General features: G+C 68.7%; 11 protein-coding genes. 7 read left to right on the top strand and 4 right to left on the bottom strand.

The features are described 5' to 3' along the window. Positions 1-7,958: SDR family NAD(P)-dependent oxidoreductase (locus AC2VOK_RS13460; protein WP_428900922.1), on the top strand; the 7,958-nt coding region annotated here is incomplete at its 5' end. Positions 7,959-8,185: 227 nt separating this feature from the next. On the opposite strand, the gene AC2VOK_RS13455 is transcribed toward AC2VOK_RS13460, so the two are convergent. Beyond that, positions 8,186-9,304, bottom strand: coding sequence for an acyl-CoA dehydrogenase family protein (locus tag AC2VOK_RS13455; protein ID WP_428900921.1), 1,119 nt, complete (start codon positions 9,302-9,304; stop codon positions 8,186-8,188). 24 nt (positions 9,305-9,328) lie between these two features. Next, a complete protein-coding gene (locus AC2VOK_RS13450) occupies positions 9,329-10,495 on the bottom strand; it encodes an acyl-CoA dehydrogenase family protein (protein ID WP_428900920.1) in 1,167 nt (388 codons plus the stop codon). Between the two features lie 194 nt (positions 10,496-10,689). On the opposite strand from AC2VOK_RS13450, the gene AC2VOK_RS13445 reads away from it, so the two are divergent. From AC2VOK_RS13445 to holA, 3 genes are all read left to right on the top strand, one after another. After that, positions 10,690-11,520 carry a ComEA family DNA-binding protein gene (locus AC2VOK_RS13445; RefSeq protein ID WP_428900919.1) on the top strand — a complete coding sequence of 277 codons (831 nt, stop codon included), beginning with the start codon at positions 10,690-10,692 and terminating at the stop codon, positions 11,518-11,520. Between the two features lie 64 nt (positions 11,521-11,584). Beyond that, complete coding sequence (locus tag AC2VOK_RS13440; RefSeq protein ID WP_428900923.1) at positions 11,585-13,132, top strand: ComEC/Rec2 family competence protein; 1,548 nt, start codon at positions 11,585-11,587, stop codon at positions 13,130-13,132. Further along, entirely contained in the window at positions 13,129-14,088 is a 960-nt protein-coding gene (holA, locus tag AC2VOK_RS13435) for a DNA polymerase III subunit delta (protein WP_428900918.1), read from the top strand. The genes AC2VOK_RS13440 and holA overlap by 4 nt, the downstream gene beginning before the upstream one ends. 84 nt (positions 14,089-14,172) lie before the next feature. Here the strand turns inward: holA and rpsT are convergent, their stop codons facing one another. Further along, positions 14,173-14,433 (bottom strand): 30S ribosomal protein S20, encoded by a 261-nt coding sequence (gene rpsT, locus AC2VOK_RS13430; protein WP_421529095.1) that lies wholly within the window; start codon positions 14,431-14,433, stop codon positions 14,173-14,175. A gap of 155 nt (positions 14,434-14,588) precedes the next feature. Between rpsT and AC2VOK_RS13425 the strand changes: the two genes are divergently transcribed. From AC2VOK_RS13425 to AC2VOK_RS13415, 3 genes are read left to right on the top strand one after another with little or no spacing between them, the layout of a single operon-like run. Further along, on the top strand, positions 14,589-16,235 hold the full coding sequence (locus tag AC2VOK_RS13425) for a circularly permuted type 2 ATP-grasp protein (RefSeq protein WP_428900917.1): 1,647 nt from the start codon (positions 14,589-14,591) through the stop codon (positions 16,233-16,235). Beyond that, positions 16,235-17,260, top strand: a complete 1,026-nt coding sequence (locus AC2VOK_RS13420) for an alpha-E domain-containing protein (RefSeq protein WP_428900916.1) — start codon at positions 16,235-16,237, stop codon at positions 17,258-17,260. Before AC2VOK_RS13425 ends, AC2VOK_RS13420 begins: the two co-directional genes overlap by 1 nt. After that, positions 17,260-18,099: a transglutaminase family protein gene (locus tag AC2VOK_RS13415; protein WP_428900915.1), complete on the top strand. Its 840-nt coding sequence runs from the start codon at positions 17,260-17,262 to the stop codon at positions 18,097-18,099. The genes AC2VOK_RS13420 and AC2VOK_RS13415 overlap by 1 nt, the downstream gene beginning before the upstream one ends. Positions 18,100-18,134: 35 nt before the next feature. On the opposite strand, the gene AC2VOK_RS13410 is transcribed toward AC2VOK_RS13415, so the two are convergent. Next, positions 18,135-18,977, bottom strand: a complete 843-nt coding sequence (locus AC2VOK_RS13410) for a ribonuclease Z (RefSeq protein WP_428900914.1) — start codon at positions 18,975-18,977, stop codon at positions 18,135-18,137. Positions 18,978-19,142: the final 165 nt, after the last annotated feature.

The raw sequence follows: 19,142 nt of genomic DNA, 5'->3' as shown, positions 1-19,142 counted from the left end.
TGCGCGCGCCCATCTGGCTGGTCACCCGCGGCGCACAACGGGTCACCGACACCGACACGGTGTCACCGGTGCAGTCCTGCCTGTGGGGCTTCGGCCGGGCAGCCTCGCTGGAGCATCCGCAGGTGTGGGGCGGACTGGCGGACTTGTCGGAAGGGTCGGAAGGCTCGGAAAACGCAGCCGACGAATGGTCGCGGTTGATCTCACACGTGGCATCGGCGTCGCGCAGCTCGGCCGGAGCGGAAGACCACGTGGCGCTGCGTGATCAGTCGGTGTATTTCCCACGGCTGGTTCGACGGCGTGGGCAGCCCATCGCGACACCGCCGGCGCTACGCGGCGACGCAACGTATCTGGTGACCGGAGGGCTCGGATCGATCGGTCTGGAAATCGCCGGATACCTGGCCGCGCACGGCGCTCGGCAGTTGGTGCTGACCGGCCGGCGCGGGCCCGGCGCTGCCGCGCAACAGCGCATCGATGCCATCCGCCAACAGCACGGCTGCGAAATCCGCGTCGTGGCGGCCGACGTCGCCGACGCGGGCCACGTCGCGGGCCTGTTGGCAACCGTGCAGGCCGAGCTGCCGCCGCTGGCCGGTATCGTCCATGCGGCAGGCGAGATCGGTACCACTCCGCTTCGCACGCTGGACGACGCCGAGATCGACCGGGTTTTCGCCGGGAAGGTGTGGGGTGCGTGGCATTTGAGCGAAGCAGTCGCTGAGATGCAGCTGGACTTCTTCCTGAGCACCTCCTCGATCGCCTCGGTATGGGGCGGGTTCGGCCAGAGCGCCTACGGCGCGGCGAACGCCTTCCTCGACGGGCTGGCCTGGCGGCAGCGTGCGCGGGGCGTCCCGGGGATCAGCGTCAACTTCGGACCGTGGATGTCGGGGTCGGCGGGTATGGCCGACGAGGAGGCGCGGGCCCGGCTGGCTCAGCGGGGCGTCCGGACGTTGTCGCCCGCCGACGCGCTGGCGGGCATGGCCGATCTCATGGCGTCTTCCCGCGCACCTGGGGCGCGACAAGGCCCCGCGCAAGGAGTCGTGGCCCGGATCGACTGGGCGCGCTTCCTGCCGCTCTACCAACAAACGGGGAGACGTTTGTTCCTGGCCGAGCTGGAGCGGGAGTTGCCCACGCCGGCGACGGGGGTGGCGCGGTCCGCAACGTTCTCCGGGAAGACCCAGTTGGTCGAGCAACTCACCCACGCTCCGGTGCAGCGGCGCAGGAAGCTCCTCGTGGATCACCTGCGTGAGGCGGTGGCGGAGGTGACGCGAGTCGATGCCGCCGAGATCCGCGAGGACGCCGGATTCTTCGACCTCGGCATGGATTCGCTGATGGCCATCGAATTGCGGCAACGCATCGAGCAGGGCGTGGGCAAGGAGATACCGGCGACCCTGGCGATGGACCACCCACGTCTGTCCGATGCGGCGGACTACCTGCTCGGCGACGTGCTCGGGCTCGATGCGCAGGCATCTGCCGGTGCAGGGTCCCGGACCGCGCAGGCAGTGACGGCGCGCACCGATGAGCCGATCGCGATCGTCGCGGTGTCGTGCCGCTTCCCCGGTGCGCCCGACCCGGAAGCATTCTGGGAGGTGCTCTCCGGTGGTGTCGATGCGATCCGGGAAGTCCCGGAAGACCGATTCGACATCGACGAGTTCTACGATCCCGATCCAGAGACGCCGGGCAAGATCTACAGCCGCTTCGGCGGATTCCTCGACGCCATCGACGGATTCGACCCGGAATTCTTCGGTATCTCCCCGCGCGAGGCGGTGTGGATCGAGCCGCAGCAGCGGCTGATGCTCGAGACCGTGTGGGAGGGCCTCGAAAGGGCCGGGTACGCGCCGTCCGCACTGCGCGGCAGCCGAACCGGCGTCTTCGTCGGGGTCGGCGCCAACGAGTATGCGCATCTGCTGTCCGCCGAGTCGGTCGAAAAACTCGAGCCCTACTTCATCACCGGCAATGCGCTCAATGCCGTCTCGGGCCGGGTCGCCTTCGCGCTCGGGCTGGAAGGTCCGGCGGTCGCGGTCGATACCGCGTGCAGCTCGTCGTTGGTGGCCGTCCATCAGGCCTGCCAGGCATTGCATTCCGGCGACTGTGATCTGGCGCTGGCCGGTGGGGTGAACGTCTTGCTGAGCCCGGTGACCATCATCGCCGCCTCGCGCGCCCGGATGCTGTCCCCCGGCGGGCGGTGCAAGACCTTCGACGCCTCCGCCGACGGCTATGTGCGCAGCGAAGGCTGCGGGATCCTGGTCCTCAAGAGACTGAGCGATGCTCAGCGCGACGGCGACCGGGTCTGCGCGGTCATCCCCAGCAGTGCGGTCAATCAAGACGGCGCCTCCAGCGGTTTGACGGTGCCGAACGGGGGCGCACAGCAACGGCTTATCGCCGCGGCGCTGGCTCGCGCCGGTCTGGCCGGCGGGGAGGTCGACTACCTCGAGGCGCACGGGACCGGGACCCCGCTTGGCGACCCGATCGAGGTGCAGGCGGCCGGAGCCGTCTACGGTGCCGACCGTGACGCGGACCGTCCGCTGCGGATCGGATCGGTGAAAACCAACATCGGCCACCTCGAGGCGGCGTCGGGCGTCGCGGGTCTGATCAAGGTCGTGTTGTCGCTGCAGCACGAAGTGCTGCCGCCGAGCCTGCACTTCGAGACGCCGTCGCCGCATATCCCGTGGGATTCGCTGCCGGTGCGCGTCGTGGACAAGGCCACTCCGTGGCAGGCCAACGGCCGGCCGCGCCGCGCTGGCATAAGTTCCTTCGGGTTCACCGGCACGAACGCACACGTGCTGATCGAGGAGGCGCCGGCGCAACCGGCGACCGCCGACGAATACTCGTCAGGCGACGTCGCGGCAGCGGAGGCAGGCGTTCAAGACGAGTCCGTCGGCGTGCTGCCGCTGTCCGCCCGTTCGCCACAGGCGCTGCTGGAGTTGGCGCAGCGATATGCCGTCTGGTTGGACGCGCATCCAAAGGCCGACATCGCTGACGTGTGCTTCACCGCCGGGGTGGGGCGTTCGCATTTCGAACACCGTGCCGCGCTCGTCGTGGATTCGGTTCAGGGCGCCCGCGACCTGCTGGCCGAGCTGGCCGAGAACCGCACGCGACCGGGAGTGATGCGCGGCGAGTGCGCGGACCCGCCGACGACGGCATGGTTGTTCACCGGCCAGGGCAGCCAGCACCCGGGTATGGCGCGCGAGTTGTTCGACGCTGAGCCGGTTTTCGCAGACACCGTGACACGGTGTGCGGAAGCGGTCGAGGGGCTGCTGCCGCGCCCGTTGCTGGAGGTGCTGTTCGCCACCGACCGCGATACCGGAGGTCAAGCCGGAGAGACACTGCGGGACACCGCGTTTGCTCAACCGGCGCTGTTCGCCGTCGAGATGGGCCTGGCCCGGCTGTGGCAGTCGTGGGGCATCGAGCCCGACGTGGTGCTGGGGCACAGCGTGGGCCAGTATGCGGCGGCGTGTGTGGCCGGGGTGTTCGGTCTCGAGGACGGGGCACGGCTGACGGCCGAGCGTGGTCGGCTGTTCGGCAGTCTGCCCGCCGGTGGGCGCATGGTGGCGGTGTTCGCCGACGCCAAGTACGTCGAGGACGTCGCCGGCGCGTTTCGCCGGGTGTCGGTCGCCGCCTACAACGGCGCCAACACGGTGCTGTCGGGCCGGAGCGCGGATCTCGAACAGATCGTCGCCAGGGTCGGCGAAGACGGGGTCCGGTGCACCTGGCTGGATACCAGCCACGCCTTCCATTCGGAGTTGCTGGAGCCGGTGCTCGATGAATTCGAGACGCACGCGAGGTGTTTGGAGTTCGCCGTGCCGACGTTGCCGCTGGTCTGCAACCGCACCGGCGCCGTGCTCACGCCGGAAACCCCTTTGGAGGCCCAGTATTGGCGCCGGCATTCCCGCCAGCCGGTGCAGTTCGCCGAAAGCGTACGAACCATAGCGGCGCTGGGCTGCTCGGTGTTGATGGAGATCGGTCCGCAGCCGGTTCTGACCGGCGCCGCGGTGCAGATCTGGCCGGAACACCTGGCCGCGCCGCGTGCGATCGTTTCGCTGCGCAAGGGCGTCGATGACCGGCGCCAGATCGCCGAAGCGTTGGCCGGGGCGTACGTCAGCGGCCATCGGCCCACGTTCGCCGCGCTGCATCGTCGGCCTCGCCGCAGACTCGAGCTGCCCACTTATGCTTTCCAGCGCCGTCGCTTCTGGCCCAAGACGTCCGGCCTTCCCGCCGGGTGGGCCGGCCTCGAGGGCCCGGGCGCCACCGGATCCGGAATCCTGGGTAGTGCAAAAGAGCTTGCCTCGGGTGACTCCGTCTACACCAGCCGGCTGTCGGTCAAGTCGCAACCCTGGCTCTCCGATCACGTCATCTACGGCACGGTCGTCGTTCCGGGGGCTACCTATGCGGCGATGGCACTGGCCGCCGTCGGGCCACCGGCGCGGGTGAAAGATGTCTTTTTCTATGAGCCGATCATCCTGCCCGAGAAGAGTTCTCGGGAAGTCCAGCTGACCTTGCATCCGTTGGAGGGCGGCGTGCCGAACGGGGGCGCCTGGAGCTTCTGCGTGCACAGTCGCCCCTACGGTGTCCGCGACGCCGAATGGTCGTTGAACGCCGACGGCACGGTGAGCTCCGGTGTCACCGTAACCGACGGCGAATCGGCGCCGGATCCTGCGGACCCCGCGAAATCCCTTGCCGCGGAAATCGAGCAGATGGAACGCCTGCGGCCGCAGCAGCTCTTCGAGACCTTCGCCGACATGGAGCTGGCGTGGGGGCCCAACTGGTCCGGTTCCCTCAAGTCACTGTGGGTCGGTGAGGGTGAGGCGATAGGTGACGTCACCGTCGGCGAAGAACTCGCCGAGCAGCTCGGAACGGAGCCGATCCATCCGGTGCTGCTCGACCTGTGCACCGGGGTCGCCTTCCCGGCGTTCCCGGCGCTTCTCGCGGCCGAACAAGGGGTGAACGACCTCTTCCTGCCGCTGCGGTACGGACGGGTGGAGCTGGTGGAGAAGATGCCGCGGCGGTTCTACTGCCGCGCGAGGTGGCACACGAGCGAGCTCGACAGTGAAACACAGGTCTTCGATATCGACTTCGTCGCTCGGGATGACCGCCGCCTCGGCGGGATTCGCGAGTTCACGGTCAAACGCGCGCCCCGGGAAGCGTTGTTGCGCGGGCTCGGCGGCGACGCCACCCGGTTGATGTACACCCTCGGCTGGCACGAGGTGCCGAGGCCGGCGTCGATCAGTGATACCGAGGGCGCCGGGAGCGTGATCGGCACCTGGCTGGTTTCCGGATTCGACGAGCTGGCGGCCAGGCTGCCGGGCTGCATCTCTCTCGATCGGACCATCGATCCCGAGCCTGTGGGCCAGCTACTGACGCAGGCGAATGAGCGCGGTGTGCCGTTCTCCGGCATCGTCTGGCGCAGCGCCGGACCGCGTGCGGGGGAGTCGATCGCCGAGTCAGCCGCGCGGCTGGAGACCGAGATCGCCCACCTGCTCAGCGCCGTTCACGCCGTGGGGGCCGATGCCGCGGCCGCATTGCCCTACGGGCTGTGGATCGTCACCGAACGGGCCGTGGCGACCGAATCCGGCGAGCACGTCGATCCGGTGCAAGCAGCACTGTGGGGGCTCGGACGCACGATCGTCAACGAGGAACCGGTGCTGCGCTGCAGGCTGGTCGATTGCGACGGTTCGGCGGAGGCCGTGCATTCACTGGCGGGTCTTCTCGCTGCGCCGATCGACGAACCGGAACTCGCGCTGCGGCAAGGCAAGTTCTTGGCGTCGCGGCTACTGCAATGGTCGCGCAGCGGTCGTCTGGCGGTCCCGCGGGCAAACGATTACACGCTGGCACCGGCCGAACGCGGCGCGATCGACAACCTGCGTCTGACCGAGTCGGACGTGCCGCCGCCGGACGACGGCTTTGTGCAGGTCCGGGTCGAGGCAGCCGGTCTGAACTTCCGGGACGTGCTCAATGTGCTGGGCTTGTATCCGGGCGACCCGGGCCCGATCGGCGGTGACTTCGCAGGTGTCGTCACCCAGCTGGGCGGTGGCGTCACCGGGCTCGAGGTCGGCCAACGCGTCTACGGCTTCATGCAGGGCGCGTTCGCCAGCCGGTTCAATGTCCCGGCCCAGTTGCTGGCCCCGATTCCCGCCCGCGTGAGCGCGGTGGAAGCGGCGACCATTCCCGCCGCGGCCTTGACGGCCCGGCTCGCGTTCGACTGGGCACAGTTGAAGCCGGGCGACCGGGTGCTGATTCACGCCGCCAGCGGTGGCGTGGGACTGGCCGCCATCCAGATGGCGCAGCAGCACGGTGCGATCGTCTTCGCCACCGCCAGCACCTACAAACGTGCGACGCTGCGCAAGCTGGGCGTGGAATACGTCTATGATTCGCGCAGTACGGATTTCGCCGACCAGATCCTCGCGGATACGGGCGGCGCCGGCGTCGACGTCGTGCTCAACAGCCTCACCAACGAGGGGTTCGTCGAAGCGACCGTAAGGGCCACCGCTCAGAACGGTCGATTCGCGGAGATCGCCAAGCGTGACATCTGGACTCCGGAACAGATGGCGGCGGCGCGTCCCGACATCGCCTACGAGATCGTGGCGTTGGACACGGTGACTTTCCAAGAGCCCGAGCGTATCCGCGGTCTGCTGGGCGAGGTGTCGGATGGTTTGGCGAGTGGCGAATGGACGCCACTGCCCGCCGAGATCTATCCGCTGACGGAGGCAAAGACGGCGTTTCGCCGGATGCAGCAGGCGCGGCACATCGGAAAAATCGTGCTGCAAATGCCGAGTCCACTACAACCGCGACGTGATCGGACCTATCTGATCACCGGTGGGCTGGGTGCGATCGGCCTGCACGCGGCGGCCTATCTGGCCCAGCTCGGTGCCGGTGACATCGTCTTGACCAGCCGGCGCGCCCCTGGTCCTGAAGCGCAACGGGAAATCGACGACATCACCGAGCGCTACCGGTGCCGCATCCACACCTTCGGGGCCGATGTCGGCGACGAGTCCCAGGTCGCGAAGCTGCTGGAGCGCATCCGCGCGGAGTTGCCGCCGCTGGCGGGAGTGGTCCATCTGGCGGGCGTGCTCGACGACGCGCTGCTGTCCCGACAGAATATCGAGCGCTTCCGGACGACCCTGGCGCCCAAGGCGTTCGGTGCGTGCTATGTGGACGCGCTGACGAAGGGCGACGATCTCGACTTCTTCATCGTGTCCTCCTCGGTGTCCAGCCTGCTCGGTACACCCGGCCAGGCCAACTACTCGACGGCCAACGCGATGCTCGACGGGCTGGTCGCGGAACGAAGGGCGCAGGGCTTGCCGGCGACTGGACTCAACTTCGGTCCCTGGGCCAAAGGTGGCATGGCCTCGTCAGAGGCTGCACGCGCCAATATCGTCGCGCAAGGCCTGGTTCCCATGGAACCCACGGCTGCCCTGAACGCCTTGGCGGAGGTGGTCGCCAACGGTGCCGGGCAGGCGACGGTCATCATGGCCAACTGGCAGCGCGTTGCGAAAGTGCTGGGCGGCTCGCGTCCACCGATTCTCGACCTGGTGCTACCGAGCGCCGTCACGGAGCCGACCGGCGACAGCGAGTTGCTCCGGCAACTGCAGGAAATACCGGCGGCTCAGCGCGCCGGTTTCATCACCGAATTCCTGCAGCGGGAGGTTCAGGGCTTCCTACGGCTCGCGCAACCGCCCGCCGAGACCAGCAGGTTCCTGGACTTGGGCACCGACTCGCTGATGGCGGTCGAACTCCGAAACCGGTTGCACAGCCAGTTCGGTGGCGCGTTCACGATCAACGCCACCGCGGTGTTCGACTATCCGACCATCGGGGCGCTCGCCGAGTACCTGGCCGCTCAGCTGCCTGACTCGGAACCACAGTCGGGTGGGGCGAAATCGGGTGCGGCGCCCCAGCCAGAACCCGTCGCGTCCCCGGAAACAGGTCCGGAATCGGGTCCAGGATCCGCTGCGGCGGCCGACTCCATTTAGTCGCGCGTCGTCATCTGGTTGCGCGTCGTCGATTCGTGGACATTGTGCCGGCAGCCGTCAGCCCCGTGTACTCCGCGACGGTGCGCGTCGCAGTGTCCGACGCATCTTCGCGTCCTCGGGCATCGTCGCGATCCCCCGCGCCTGTGCGAACTAAAGGGTCTGGGGCGGGCGGGTACCGGTGCCCGCCGCACGGGGCGAGGCAACGTTCTCCGACAGCCCGGCTGCGGCTAAAGCCTTGCCAGCTCGTAGTCCGCGATGTGGCCGATCAGCACATGCAGGTGGTCGCCCGAGGATCCCAGGGTGTGCTCGATCGCGGTGAGCCGGGCCGCGTAGTGCGCCACCGGGTACTCCGCGGTCACTCCGATGCCGCCGTGCATCTGGATCGACTCCTGCGCGATGTGCCGGCCCGAGCGGCCGATCTGCAGCTTGGCCCGCGAGGCGATGACCGGGTCGAGGTTGCCGTCGGCGATCGACATCGCGGCGTACAGGCTCATGCTGCGGGCCATTTCCAGCGAGACGTACATGTCGGCGGCCCGCTGGGTCAGCGCCTGGAATTTGCTGAGTGTGACGCCGAACTGTTTGCGGGTCTTGAGGTAGTCCGTGGTCAGCCGCAGCGCTTCCTCCATTGCGCCGACCGCTTCGGCACACAATCCCGACTGGATGCGGATCACCGCGTCACGGATGGCGCCCGACGCGTCGGCCCCATCCCCCAGGGGTTCGGCAGGTACGGAGTCCAGGTCGACCTGTGCGCCGCGCTGTCCGTCGAAGGTGCGGTAGGGATGGCGGGTTACGGAGGTGTTTTTTGACGCCGCGTCGACCAGGAACAGCCCGGTTCCGCCGTCTGGAAGCGCGGCGCTGACCACCAGTATGTCGGCGCAGTCGCCGGCCAGCACCGGGTTCTTCCGTCCGCTCACAGTCCACGAATCTCCCTGCCGCGCAGCCTTGGTGGTCACCTGGGCAGACGGTGTGCGCTGACCCGGCTCGCGGTGGGCGAAGGCTAACAGAACCTGTCCGCTCGCGACGTCGTCGAGCAGCTGCTGCTGCTGCGGGCCGCCCAGCGCGGCGACCAAGGCGCCGGGACCCAGCGCGGCGTGCAGTACCGGTTCGGGCGCAAGCCGGCGGCCAACCTCGTTGAGCACCACCATGATCTCGATCTGGCCCGCCTCGTCCGGGTCGAACCCCAGGCCCAGGATCCCGGTGTCGGCCAGCTGACTCCAGACGTCGCGGCTCCAGCCGAGATCGGAGCCGATGACCTTGTTGCGGCTCTCCGCGTCGTAGGTGCGCGCCAGCAGGTCGCGCGTGGTGTCTCGGAGCAGTGCCTGCTCTTCGCTCAATTGAAAGTCCATGGTTGCCTCACAATCCCAAAATTTTCACAAACCCAAAATGGTGGACGCGATGATGTTGCGCTGCACTTCGCTGCTCCCGCCGTAGATCGACGTCTTGCGGTAGTTGAGGTAGTGCGGCGCGCTCTGTTGCGCCCAGGCCGGCGACGAGATGTCGCTGATATCCGGGCTGTTGGCCGGCAGCGCATCGGCCCCGGCCACCTCGACCAGCAATTCGGTGGCCAGCTGCTGCAACTGGCTGCCGCGCAGCTTGAGCACCGACGACGCCGGATTCGGCTTGCCGCCGGAAGAATCCGACACCACCCGCGACTGCGTGAGTTCCAGTGCGAGGAGCTCGTTTTCGGCCTCGGCCAGCCGGGCCGCGAACAGCGGGTCGTCGAGCATCCCGGTCTGCGCGGCGTACTTCTTCACCTCGGCCAGACGTACCTTGGTGCGCCCCACCCCGGCGATGCCCGTGCGCTCGTTGCCCAGCAGGAATTTCGCGTAGGTCCAGCCCTGGTTCTCCTCTCCGACAAGCTGGTTGGCGGGAACCCGGACGTCGGAGAAGAACAGCTCGTTGACCTCTTGGCCGCCGTCGATCGTCGTGATCGGCCGCACGGTGATGCCCGGCGTCTTCATGTCGAAGAGCAGGAACGAAATGCCTGCTTGGCGTTTGGGCGCGTTCGGATCGGTGCGCACCAGGCAGAAGATCCAGTCCGCGTACTGGCCCAGAGTCGTCCAGGTCTTCTGGCCGTTGACGATGTAGCTGTCGCCGTCGCGGACGGCGGTTGTGCGCAGCGACGCCAGGTCCGAACCGGCCTCCGGCTCGGAGAAACCCTGGCACCACCAGATGTCCAGGCTGGCCGTCGGCGGCAAGAACCTCTTCTTGATCTCCTCGGAACCGAATTCGGCGATCACCGGGCCCACCATCTTGGTGTTGAAGTTCAGCGGCTCCGGGACGCCCGCCAGCTGCATCTCGTCGGCCCAGATCTGGTGCTGGGTGGGCGTCCAGTCCTTGCCGCCCCACTCGACGGGCCAGTTCGGCACCGCCAGACCGTGCTCGTGCAGGATCTTGTGACTGGTGACGACGTCGCCGGGCACCGAGGTCGAACCCTCCCGCGTCCGGTCGCGCAGCTCCTGCGGGATCTTCGTCGTGTAGAACGTGCGAAGTTCGTCGCGTAACGCGGCTTCCTCCGGTGTGAGCGCCAATTGCATGGCAGCCTCCTGTTCTCTAGGGGAACGTGGCGACCCGCGCCGGAGTGGGTTTTCCCGATCAAGGTCGTTCGCTTGGCTTACATCTTTACCTATCGGGTGCGAGTGTTGTCCACAGCGTCGGATTAATCCACAAATTCGCCCGGTGACGAGCTTATCGGGGGTGTTTGGGCGCCCGACGCGCCTACGGTCGGCGCATGCGTACAGACTTCCCCGCCGAGCGACTGCATCGACGACTCGCCCCCGACCCGCACGCCGAATCGGGGGACGAGTCCGATGAGGAACCAGATCCACTGCTGCCGCGGTGGCTTCCCGAGGCGTCGCCCGGTCCGAGCTGGTTGGCCAGGGTGCGCGCCGATCCGGGCAGGGCCGGTGCCATCGCGTTGGCGGTCGTGGCGGCGCTTGCCATCCTGGTCACCGTGTTCACCTTGCTGCGTGACCGGGCCGCGCCCGTGATGTCGGCCAAGCTGCCCCCGGTGGAGAAGGTGTCCTCGTCGAGTCCCCGGCCGTCGGCGAGCCCGGGCGCCGGCGAACCGGCCGAAGCCGACCACTCGGTGGTGGTCAGCGTGGTCGGCCTGGTGCATACGCCCGGGCTGGTCACTTTGGCGCCGGGCGCGCGTATCGCGGATGCGCTGCAGGCCGCCGGCGGTGCGATGGCCGGTGCCGACACCATCGGGCTGAACATGGCTCGCGCACTGGACGACGGCGAACAGATCGTGGTGGGGCTGGCGCCTGCTCCGGGGCGGCCGGCGGGGCTGGGCAGCTCAGTGACCGCCGGCCCGGTGCCGGCCCGGGGGGCAGCGCCGGCATCGGGATCGGCGAAGCCGAAGCCGGGTAAGGTGCTCGACCTCAACACCGCAACCGTGGAGCAGTTCGACACCCTCCCTGGGGTCGGGCCGGTCACCGCCGCCGCGATCGTGGCGTGGCGACAGGCCAACGGCAAGTTCACCAGCGTCGACCAGCTCGCCGACGTCGACGGTATCGGCCCGGCGCGGCTGGAGAAGCTGCGTGCCCTGGTCCGCGTCTGACCCGCGCGAGCCCCGGTCACCCACCTGCGGCGAGCCGGCGCCGGCGCGCGTCGACGTCCGCCTGGTGCCGGCTGCGCTCACCGGCTGGGTGGTGACCGCCGCGGGGATCGTGTGGCCGGTGGGCCGGGCCCTGGCGTGGTGCTGCATCGCGTTGCTCGCGGCCTCGGGCGTGCTGGCCTGCTATGCGGCGGGCCGTTCCGGCGAGCATTCCCGCCTGCGGGCGGTCGGCGCCGGGATTTTCGCCGTCGCGGTCGTGGGCGCCGGATTCGGCCTCGCGATCGCCCTGCGTTGCGACGCATTGGGCCGCCACCCGATTACCGCCGCGTTCGGGACGACGGCCCCGGTGACGGTCATCCCCACCGAGAGCCCGGTGGCGCTGTCTGGTGGACGGCTGATGTTCCGTGCTGGCCTGGCGCGCTTGCGGGCCGATGAAATATCCGGCCGTGTAGTCGTTTTCGCGCGATCCTCCGACTTCGACGACTTGGTGGTGGGCCAGCCGGTGCGGTTCGTCGCCCGGATCAGCCGGCCGGCTCGCCACGACTTGACCGTCGCGGTGCTCAACGCCGCGGGCCGGCCGGCCGTGGGCACCGCCGGTGCGGTGCAGCGGGTGGCTCACACGGTGCGCAGGCGCTTCGCCGCCGCTGCCCGCGACGCGCTGCCGGCCGCCCAGGGTGCGATGTTGCCAGCGCTGGTCCTCGGCGACACCGCGGCGATGACTGCCCAGGTAGACCGCGAGTTTCGCGCGGCGGGAATGACGCACCTGACGGCGGTGTCCGGGGCCAACGTCACCATCGTGTGTGCGGCGGTGCTGGTGTCGGCGCGGTTGGTCGGGCCGCGCGCGGCGGTCGCGCTCGCCGCGGTCGCGCTGGTCGCTTTCGTCATCGTCGTACAGCCGACTGCGAGCGTGCTGAGGGCGGCGGTGATGGGGGCGATCACACTGGCGGGCATGCTGTCGTCGCGCCGGCGGCAGGCGATCCCGGCGCTGGCCGCCACGGTGTTGGTGCTCGTGGCCGTCGCGCCCCAGCTGGCCGTCGACGTGGGGTTCGCGCTGTCGGTACTGGCGACGGCCGCGCTGGTGGTGATCGCGCCGGCCTGGTCGCGGAGCCTGGTCGCCAGAGGCTGGCCCCGGCCGGCCGCGGATGCATTCGCGGTTGCCTGGGCCGCCCACGCGGTGACCGCCCCGCTGGTGGCCGGTATCTCGGGTCGGGTGAGCCTGGTTGCTGCCGTGGCCAACCTCGCGGTGGCACCCGTGGTCCCTCCGATCACGTTGCTGGGCAGCGCCGGGGCCGTGCTGGACCCGTTGTGGCCGGCCGGCGCGCGACTGCTGATCCGTTTCACCGGGCCCGAGCTGTGGTGGGTTCTGGGCGTGGCGCGGTGGGCGGCCGCGGTGCCCGCGGCCACCGCGCGCGTGCCGTCGGGCGCGGCGGGAGTTCTGCTGGTCGGCGGTGTCACGCTGGTGCTGCTGTTCGCGGTCGTGCGGCTGGGGCGGCGGCGCTGGTTTGGCACGGCGTTCGGCTACGCCGCCGGGCTCCTCATCCTGTGCCTGCTGGCCTGGTCGCTGTCGGGACTGGTCGGTCCCTCGTCAGAATCCCGTGACACCATCGTGGGATGAGCGAGGATTCATCGTTGCACCTGGTCTTGGGAGACGAGGATCTGCTGGTCGAGCGGGCCGTGGCCGACGTGCTGCGGGCGGCGCGCACGCGGGCCGGCACCAATGACGTTCCGGTCAACCGGATGCGGGCCGGTGAGGTCGGTACCTACGAGCTCGCCGAGCTGCTCAGCCCCTCGCTGTTCGCCGACGAGCGCATCGTCGTGCTCGAGTCCGCCGCCGACGCCGGCAAGGAAGCGGTCGGGGTGATCGCCTCGGCCGCCGCCGATCTCCCGGCCGGCATCGTGCTGGTGGTGGTGCATTCCGGTGGGGGGCGCGCCAAGGCGCTGGCCAAGGAACTGCAGTCGCTCGGCGCCACGGTGCATCCCTGCGCGCGGATCACCAAGGCCGCCGAACGCGGCGACTTCGTCCGCAAGGAGTTTCGTGCCCTGCACGTCAAGGTCGACCAGCCGACGGTGACCGCGCTGCTGGACGCCGTCGGGTCCGATCTCCGCGAGCTGGCATCGGCCTGTTCGCAGCTGGTCTCCGACACCGGCGGGCGCGTTGACGCCACGGCGGTGCGGCGTTACCACAGCGGCAAGGCCGAGGTGAAGGGGTTCGACATCGCGGACAAGGCCGTGGCAGGCGACGTCACGGGGGCCGCCGAGGCGCTGCGGTGGGCGATGATGCGGGGCGAGCCGCTGGTGGTGCTCGCCGACGCGCTCGCCGAAGCTGTGCACGCCATCGGCCGGGTGGGGCCGCTGTCGGGCGATCCCTATCGCTTGGCGGCGCAGCTGGGGATGCCGCCGTGGCGGGTGCAGAAAGCCCAGAAACAAGCGCGGCGCTGGTCCAGAGATACGGTGGCGACCGCGCTGAAAGTGGTGGCGGTGCTCAATGGCGACGTCAAGGGGGCCGCAGCGGATGCCGAGTACGCGCTGGAGGCCGCCGTCAGGCGGGTTGCCGAGCTGGTGGCCGACTGAGCTCCGCTGACAGAGCAGGCTGACAGAGCAGACAGAACAGGCAGACAGAGCGGACGGGGTGGCCGGTGGCTGTTGGGGCGTGTCTCAGATTTTGTTGAGGACGCGGGCCAGCGCCGACTTACGGTTGGCCGCCTGGTTCTTGTGAATCACGCCCTTGCCGGCCGCTTTGTCCAGTTTGCGGTTGGTCTCCACGAGCAGTTCGGCGGCTTTGTCCTTGTCGCCGGTGTGGGCGGCCTCACGGAAGGCGCGGACGGCGGTGCGCAGCGAGGACTTCACCGACTTGTTGCGCAGCCGGGCGCGCTCGTTGGTGCGGTTGCGCTTCTGCTGCGACTTGATATTGGCCACGCCTGAGTTTCCTTCTTCTTTGATTCGGTGGTTGCTGGGGACCGGCATCCGATATCCCGCGGCGGCGACTGCCCAGGTTATCAGTCGGTTACGTTTTTACCCAAAATGGGAACCCTCACCCCGCCATGACGTCAATTTGAGGCAGCATCTGACACGTGAGATCCGCGAATCAAGTCGATGAAGCCGGACACGGTCTGCGTGGTCTGTTACGCGCCGGACACATCTTCGGCGGGTATGACACGTCGGATTCCTATTCGATGGCCTTCGACGAGATGTTCGACGCCCAGGGCGCCGTCCGCGGCCCCTACAAGGGCATCTACGCCGAACTCGCACCGGCGGACGCCTCGGATCTTCAGGCCCGTGCCGAAGCGCTGGCCCGAGCGTTCATCGACCAAGGCATCACGTTCTCCCTGTCCGGGCAGGAGCGGCCCTTCCCGCTCGACCTGGTTCCGCGGGTGATTTCGACCGCCGAGTGGAGCAAGCTGGAGCGCGGCATCATCCAGCGGGTGAAGGCACTCGAGATGTATCTCGACGACATCTACGGTGACCAGGAAATCCTGAACGACGGCGTGATCCCGCGCAGCCTGATCACCTCCTGCGAGCATTTCCACCGCGAAGCCGTGGGAATCGTTCCACCCAACGGCGTGCGCATCCACGTCGCCGGCATCGACCTGATCCGCGACGAACGCGGCACTTTCCGGGTGCTGGAGGACAACCTGCGCTCGCCGTCAGGCGTGTCGTATGTGATGGAGAACCGCCGCACCATGGCCCGTGTCTTCCCGAACCTGTTCGCCACCCATCGGGTGCGTGCCGTCGACGACTATGCCGCGCACCTGCTGCGCGCGCTGCGTAACTCCGCGGCCACCAACGAGTCGGACCCCACCGTCGTCGTCCTCACCCCCGGGGTCCACAACTCGGCCTATTTCGAGCATTCGCTGCTGGCCCGGCAAATGGGCGTGGAGCTGGTCGAGGGCCGCGACCTGTTCTGCCGCGACAACCAGGTGTACCTGCGCACCACCGAGGGAGAGCGTCAGGTCGACGTCATCTACCGGCGCATCGACGACGTGTTCCTGGACCCGCTGCAGTTCCGCGCCGATTCGGTGCTGGGGGTGGCCGGCCTGGTCAACGCCGCCCGCGCCGGCAACGTCGTGATCTCCAGCGCGATCGGCAACGGTGTCGGTGACGACAAGCTCGTCTACACCTACGTGCCGACCATGATCGAGTACTACCTCGGCGAGAAGCCGCTGCTGGCCAACGTGGAGACGCTGCGGTGCTGGCTGGACGACGAACGCCACGAGGTGCTGAACCGGATCGACGAACTGGTGCTCAAGCCGGTCGAGGGGTCCGGTGGTTACGGGATCGTGTTCGGTCCGGACGCCTCCGCCAAGGAATTGGCGGCGGTCGCCAAGAAGATCCGCGACGATCCGCGCAGCTGGATCGCGCAGCCGATGATGGAGTTGTCGACCGTGCCGACTCAGGTGGGTGACGCCCTGGCTCCCCGTTACGTCGACCTGCGGCCGTTCGCCGTCAACGACGGCGACAACGTGTGGGTGCTGCCGGGCGGCCTGTCCCGGGTTGCGCTGGTCGAGGGCTCGCGGGTGGTCAACTCCAGCCAAGGCGGCGGATCCAAGGACACCTGGGTGCTGGCACCGCGAGCGTCGGGCGCCGAGCGTGAACTGGGCGCCGCCGAGGTGGTGCGCTCCCTGCCGGACCCGGCGCCCGACGGCCGCGCGAAGCGTCGGCAAGGCAAAGCCGCGCAACCGCGGCACAAAGAGCCGCAACGCGCGGAAGCGGCCCGTTGATGCTGGCCCGCAACGCCGAGGCGCTGTACTGGATCGGCCGATACGTCGAGCGGGCCGACGACACCGCGCGGATCCTCGATGTCGCCCTGCATCAACTGCTCGAGGATTCCAGTGTCGATCCCGACCAGACGTCCCGGTTGTTGTTGCGGGTGCTGGGCATCGAGCCGCCGGCCCACGACCTGGACGTGTGGTCGCTGACCGACCTCGTCGCCTACAGCAGCGGCCTCTCCGGGGGATCCTCGATCGTCGACGCGATCACGGCCGCGCGGGAGAACGCGAAGTCGGCGCGCGAAGTGACGTCGAGTGAGATCTGGGAGTGCCTGAACACCACCTACCACGCCCTGAGTGAGCGGCAGCGTGCGGCCAAACGCCTTGGGCCGCATGAATTTCTCTCGTTCATCGAGGGTCGGGCGGCGATGTTCGCCGGCTTGGCCGATTCGACACTCTCCCGTGATGACGGGTACCGGTTCATGCTGTTGGGCCGCGCCATCGAGCGCGTCGACATGACGGTGCGACTGTTGCTGTCGCGGGTCGGTGACAGCGCCTCGTCGCCGGCCTGGGTCACGTTGTTGCGCTCGGCGGGTGCCCACGACACCTACCTGCGCACCTACCGCGGGGTGCTGGACGCCGGGCGGGTGGTCGAGTTCATGTTGCTCGACCGGCTGTTCCCGCGGTCGGTGTTCTTCTCGCTGCGACTGGCTGAACACAACCTCGAGGAGTTGTTGCACAATCCGCAGAGCCGGGTCGGAGCGACCACCGAGCCCCAGCGGTTGTTGGGCCAAGCTCGCAGCGAGCTGGAGTTCGTGCAGCCCGGCGTGCTGCTCGAATCGTTGGACACGCGTTTGGCGAGCCTGCAGCAAACCTGCCATGACGTGGGGGAAGCGCTGGCGCTGCAGTACTTTCACATCACCCCGTGGGTGGCGTGGTCTGATGCCGGCCACAATGGCCGGTTGGACGGCCGGTTGGACGGCCGGTTGGACGGCCGGTTGGACGGCCGGTTGGTAGACAAGTCGGGGGAGGCCTGATGTGGCGGATGCGGCTGGTGCACACCACGGGCTATGCCTACCAATCGCCGGTGACCGCCTCGTACAACGAAGCCCGGCTGACCCCGCGGTCGAACAGTAGGCAGAACGTCGTCCTCAACCGCGTCGAAACCGTCCCGGCCAGCCGCTGCTACCGCTACATCGACTACTGGGGCACCGCCGTCACCGCCTTCGACCTGCACGCGCCGCACGCCGACCTGACGGTGATCTCGTCCTCCGTCGTCGAGACGGAACCGCAGGAGCCGCCGGTCGGCGACGCCGGCTGGAACGATCTGCGTTCCGAAACGGTGATCGATCGGTTCGACGAGCTGCTCCGACCGACCTCGCACACCCCGGCCGGAAAGCGCCTCGGGGCGGTGGGCAGGAAGATCGCGAAAAATCACGAGCCCGTCGGTGCCGTCCTCGCCGCGGCCGAGTGGGTGCGCGGCGCGCTGGACTACCTGCCGGGAACCACCAGCGTTCATTCGTCGGGGCTGGATGCGCTGAGCGAGGGCAGAGGGGTGTGCCAGGACTTTGTGCACCTGTCGCTGATGCTGCTGCGCGGCATGGGGATTCCGGGCCGTTATGTGTCCGGTTACCTGCACCCCATGCGCGATGCCGTTGTCGGGGACACCGTGGACGGGCGCAGCCACGCCTGGATCGAGGCTTGGACAGGTGATTGGTGGAGCTACGACCCCACCAACGGTACCGAGATCAACGAGCAGTACGTCAGCGTGGGTGCGGGGCGAGACTATGCCGACGTCGCGCCGCTCAAAGGCATCTACTCCGGCGAGGGGGCTACCGACCTCGACGTCATCGTGGAGGTCACCCGTCTGGCCTGACGGTGCGGCGGCCGGGTTGTCCGCGCGAACCACGCTCACGCCGGGCCGCCGATCTCCACCCGGTGCAGGTCCTCGCCGAGCTCGATCCGGCCGCCGAACTCGCCGGCCGCCAGCGCCCGCCACTGCTCCTCCTGGCCGGGCACCAGCGCCGGCACGTAGTGCGTCATCACCAGGGTTCCCACCCCGGCGCGGGCCGCCGTCGCCGCCGCCTCCTGCACCGAGGAGTGGTAGTCGCAGATGTCCTGCAGCCGCTGCTGGGGGATGTTGGCGACGATGTCCTTGCGGATCACGGTGTGCACCAGGGCATCGGCCCCGGCGGCCAGCCCGTCAAGGCCGGCGCAGGGCACCGTATCCCCGGCGAGAACCACTGCGGCGCCGCCAAATTCGATGCGGAACCCGATGGTCGGTGCCACCGGGCGGTGATCGGTGGGAGCCACCCGGACCGATACGCCGGCCCGCTCCCACACCGGGCCGTCGGTGTGCTCGTGGACCCGTACCGACGGCGGCGCGTTGAGGTCGGCGTGATGAGCGATCCGATAGTCGATGTCGTGGCGGAACGCCTGTAGCGTCGCCTCGACTGTTTCGGCGGTGCCGGGCGGCCCGATGATCGGCAGAGGCGTCGGATCGGGCCCGAAAGTGCTGATCCAACGCGTGATGAGCAGGTCGCCCAGGTCGCCGATGTGGTCGCTGTGCAGGTGGGTGAGCAGTAGCGCCGACAACGCGGCGGCCCCCACCCCGACCGCCGCCGCGCGCTGCAGCACTCCGCGTCCGCAGTCCACCAGCACAACCTGGTCGCCGGCCCGCACCAGGGTGGACGGACCCGCGCGGTTGGGGTCGGGGATGGGGCTGCCGGTTCCCAGCAGCGTGATCTCTATCATGACGTCATCTTGGCAAGCCGCGCCCGTGTGCACTGCGCAATCGGCGCTTTCAGGTCGTGGTCCTGACACGTGACCTGGCGCTCGGGACGCGGTAACCTGACGAGACCCAAATCACCCTCGGCAGGAGGCCAGATGCGCATCGCGGACGTCTTGAAGAACAAGGGG

Source organism: Mycobacterium sp. TH-M116 (assembly GCF_057473685.1).
The sequence above is the reverse complement of the archived record's forward strand: the minus strand, read 5'-3'. Positions and strand labels throughout refer to the sequence as shown.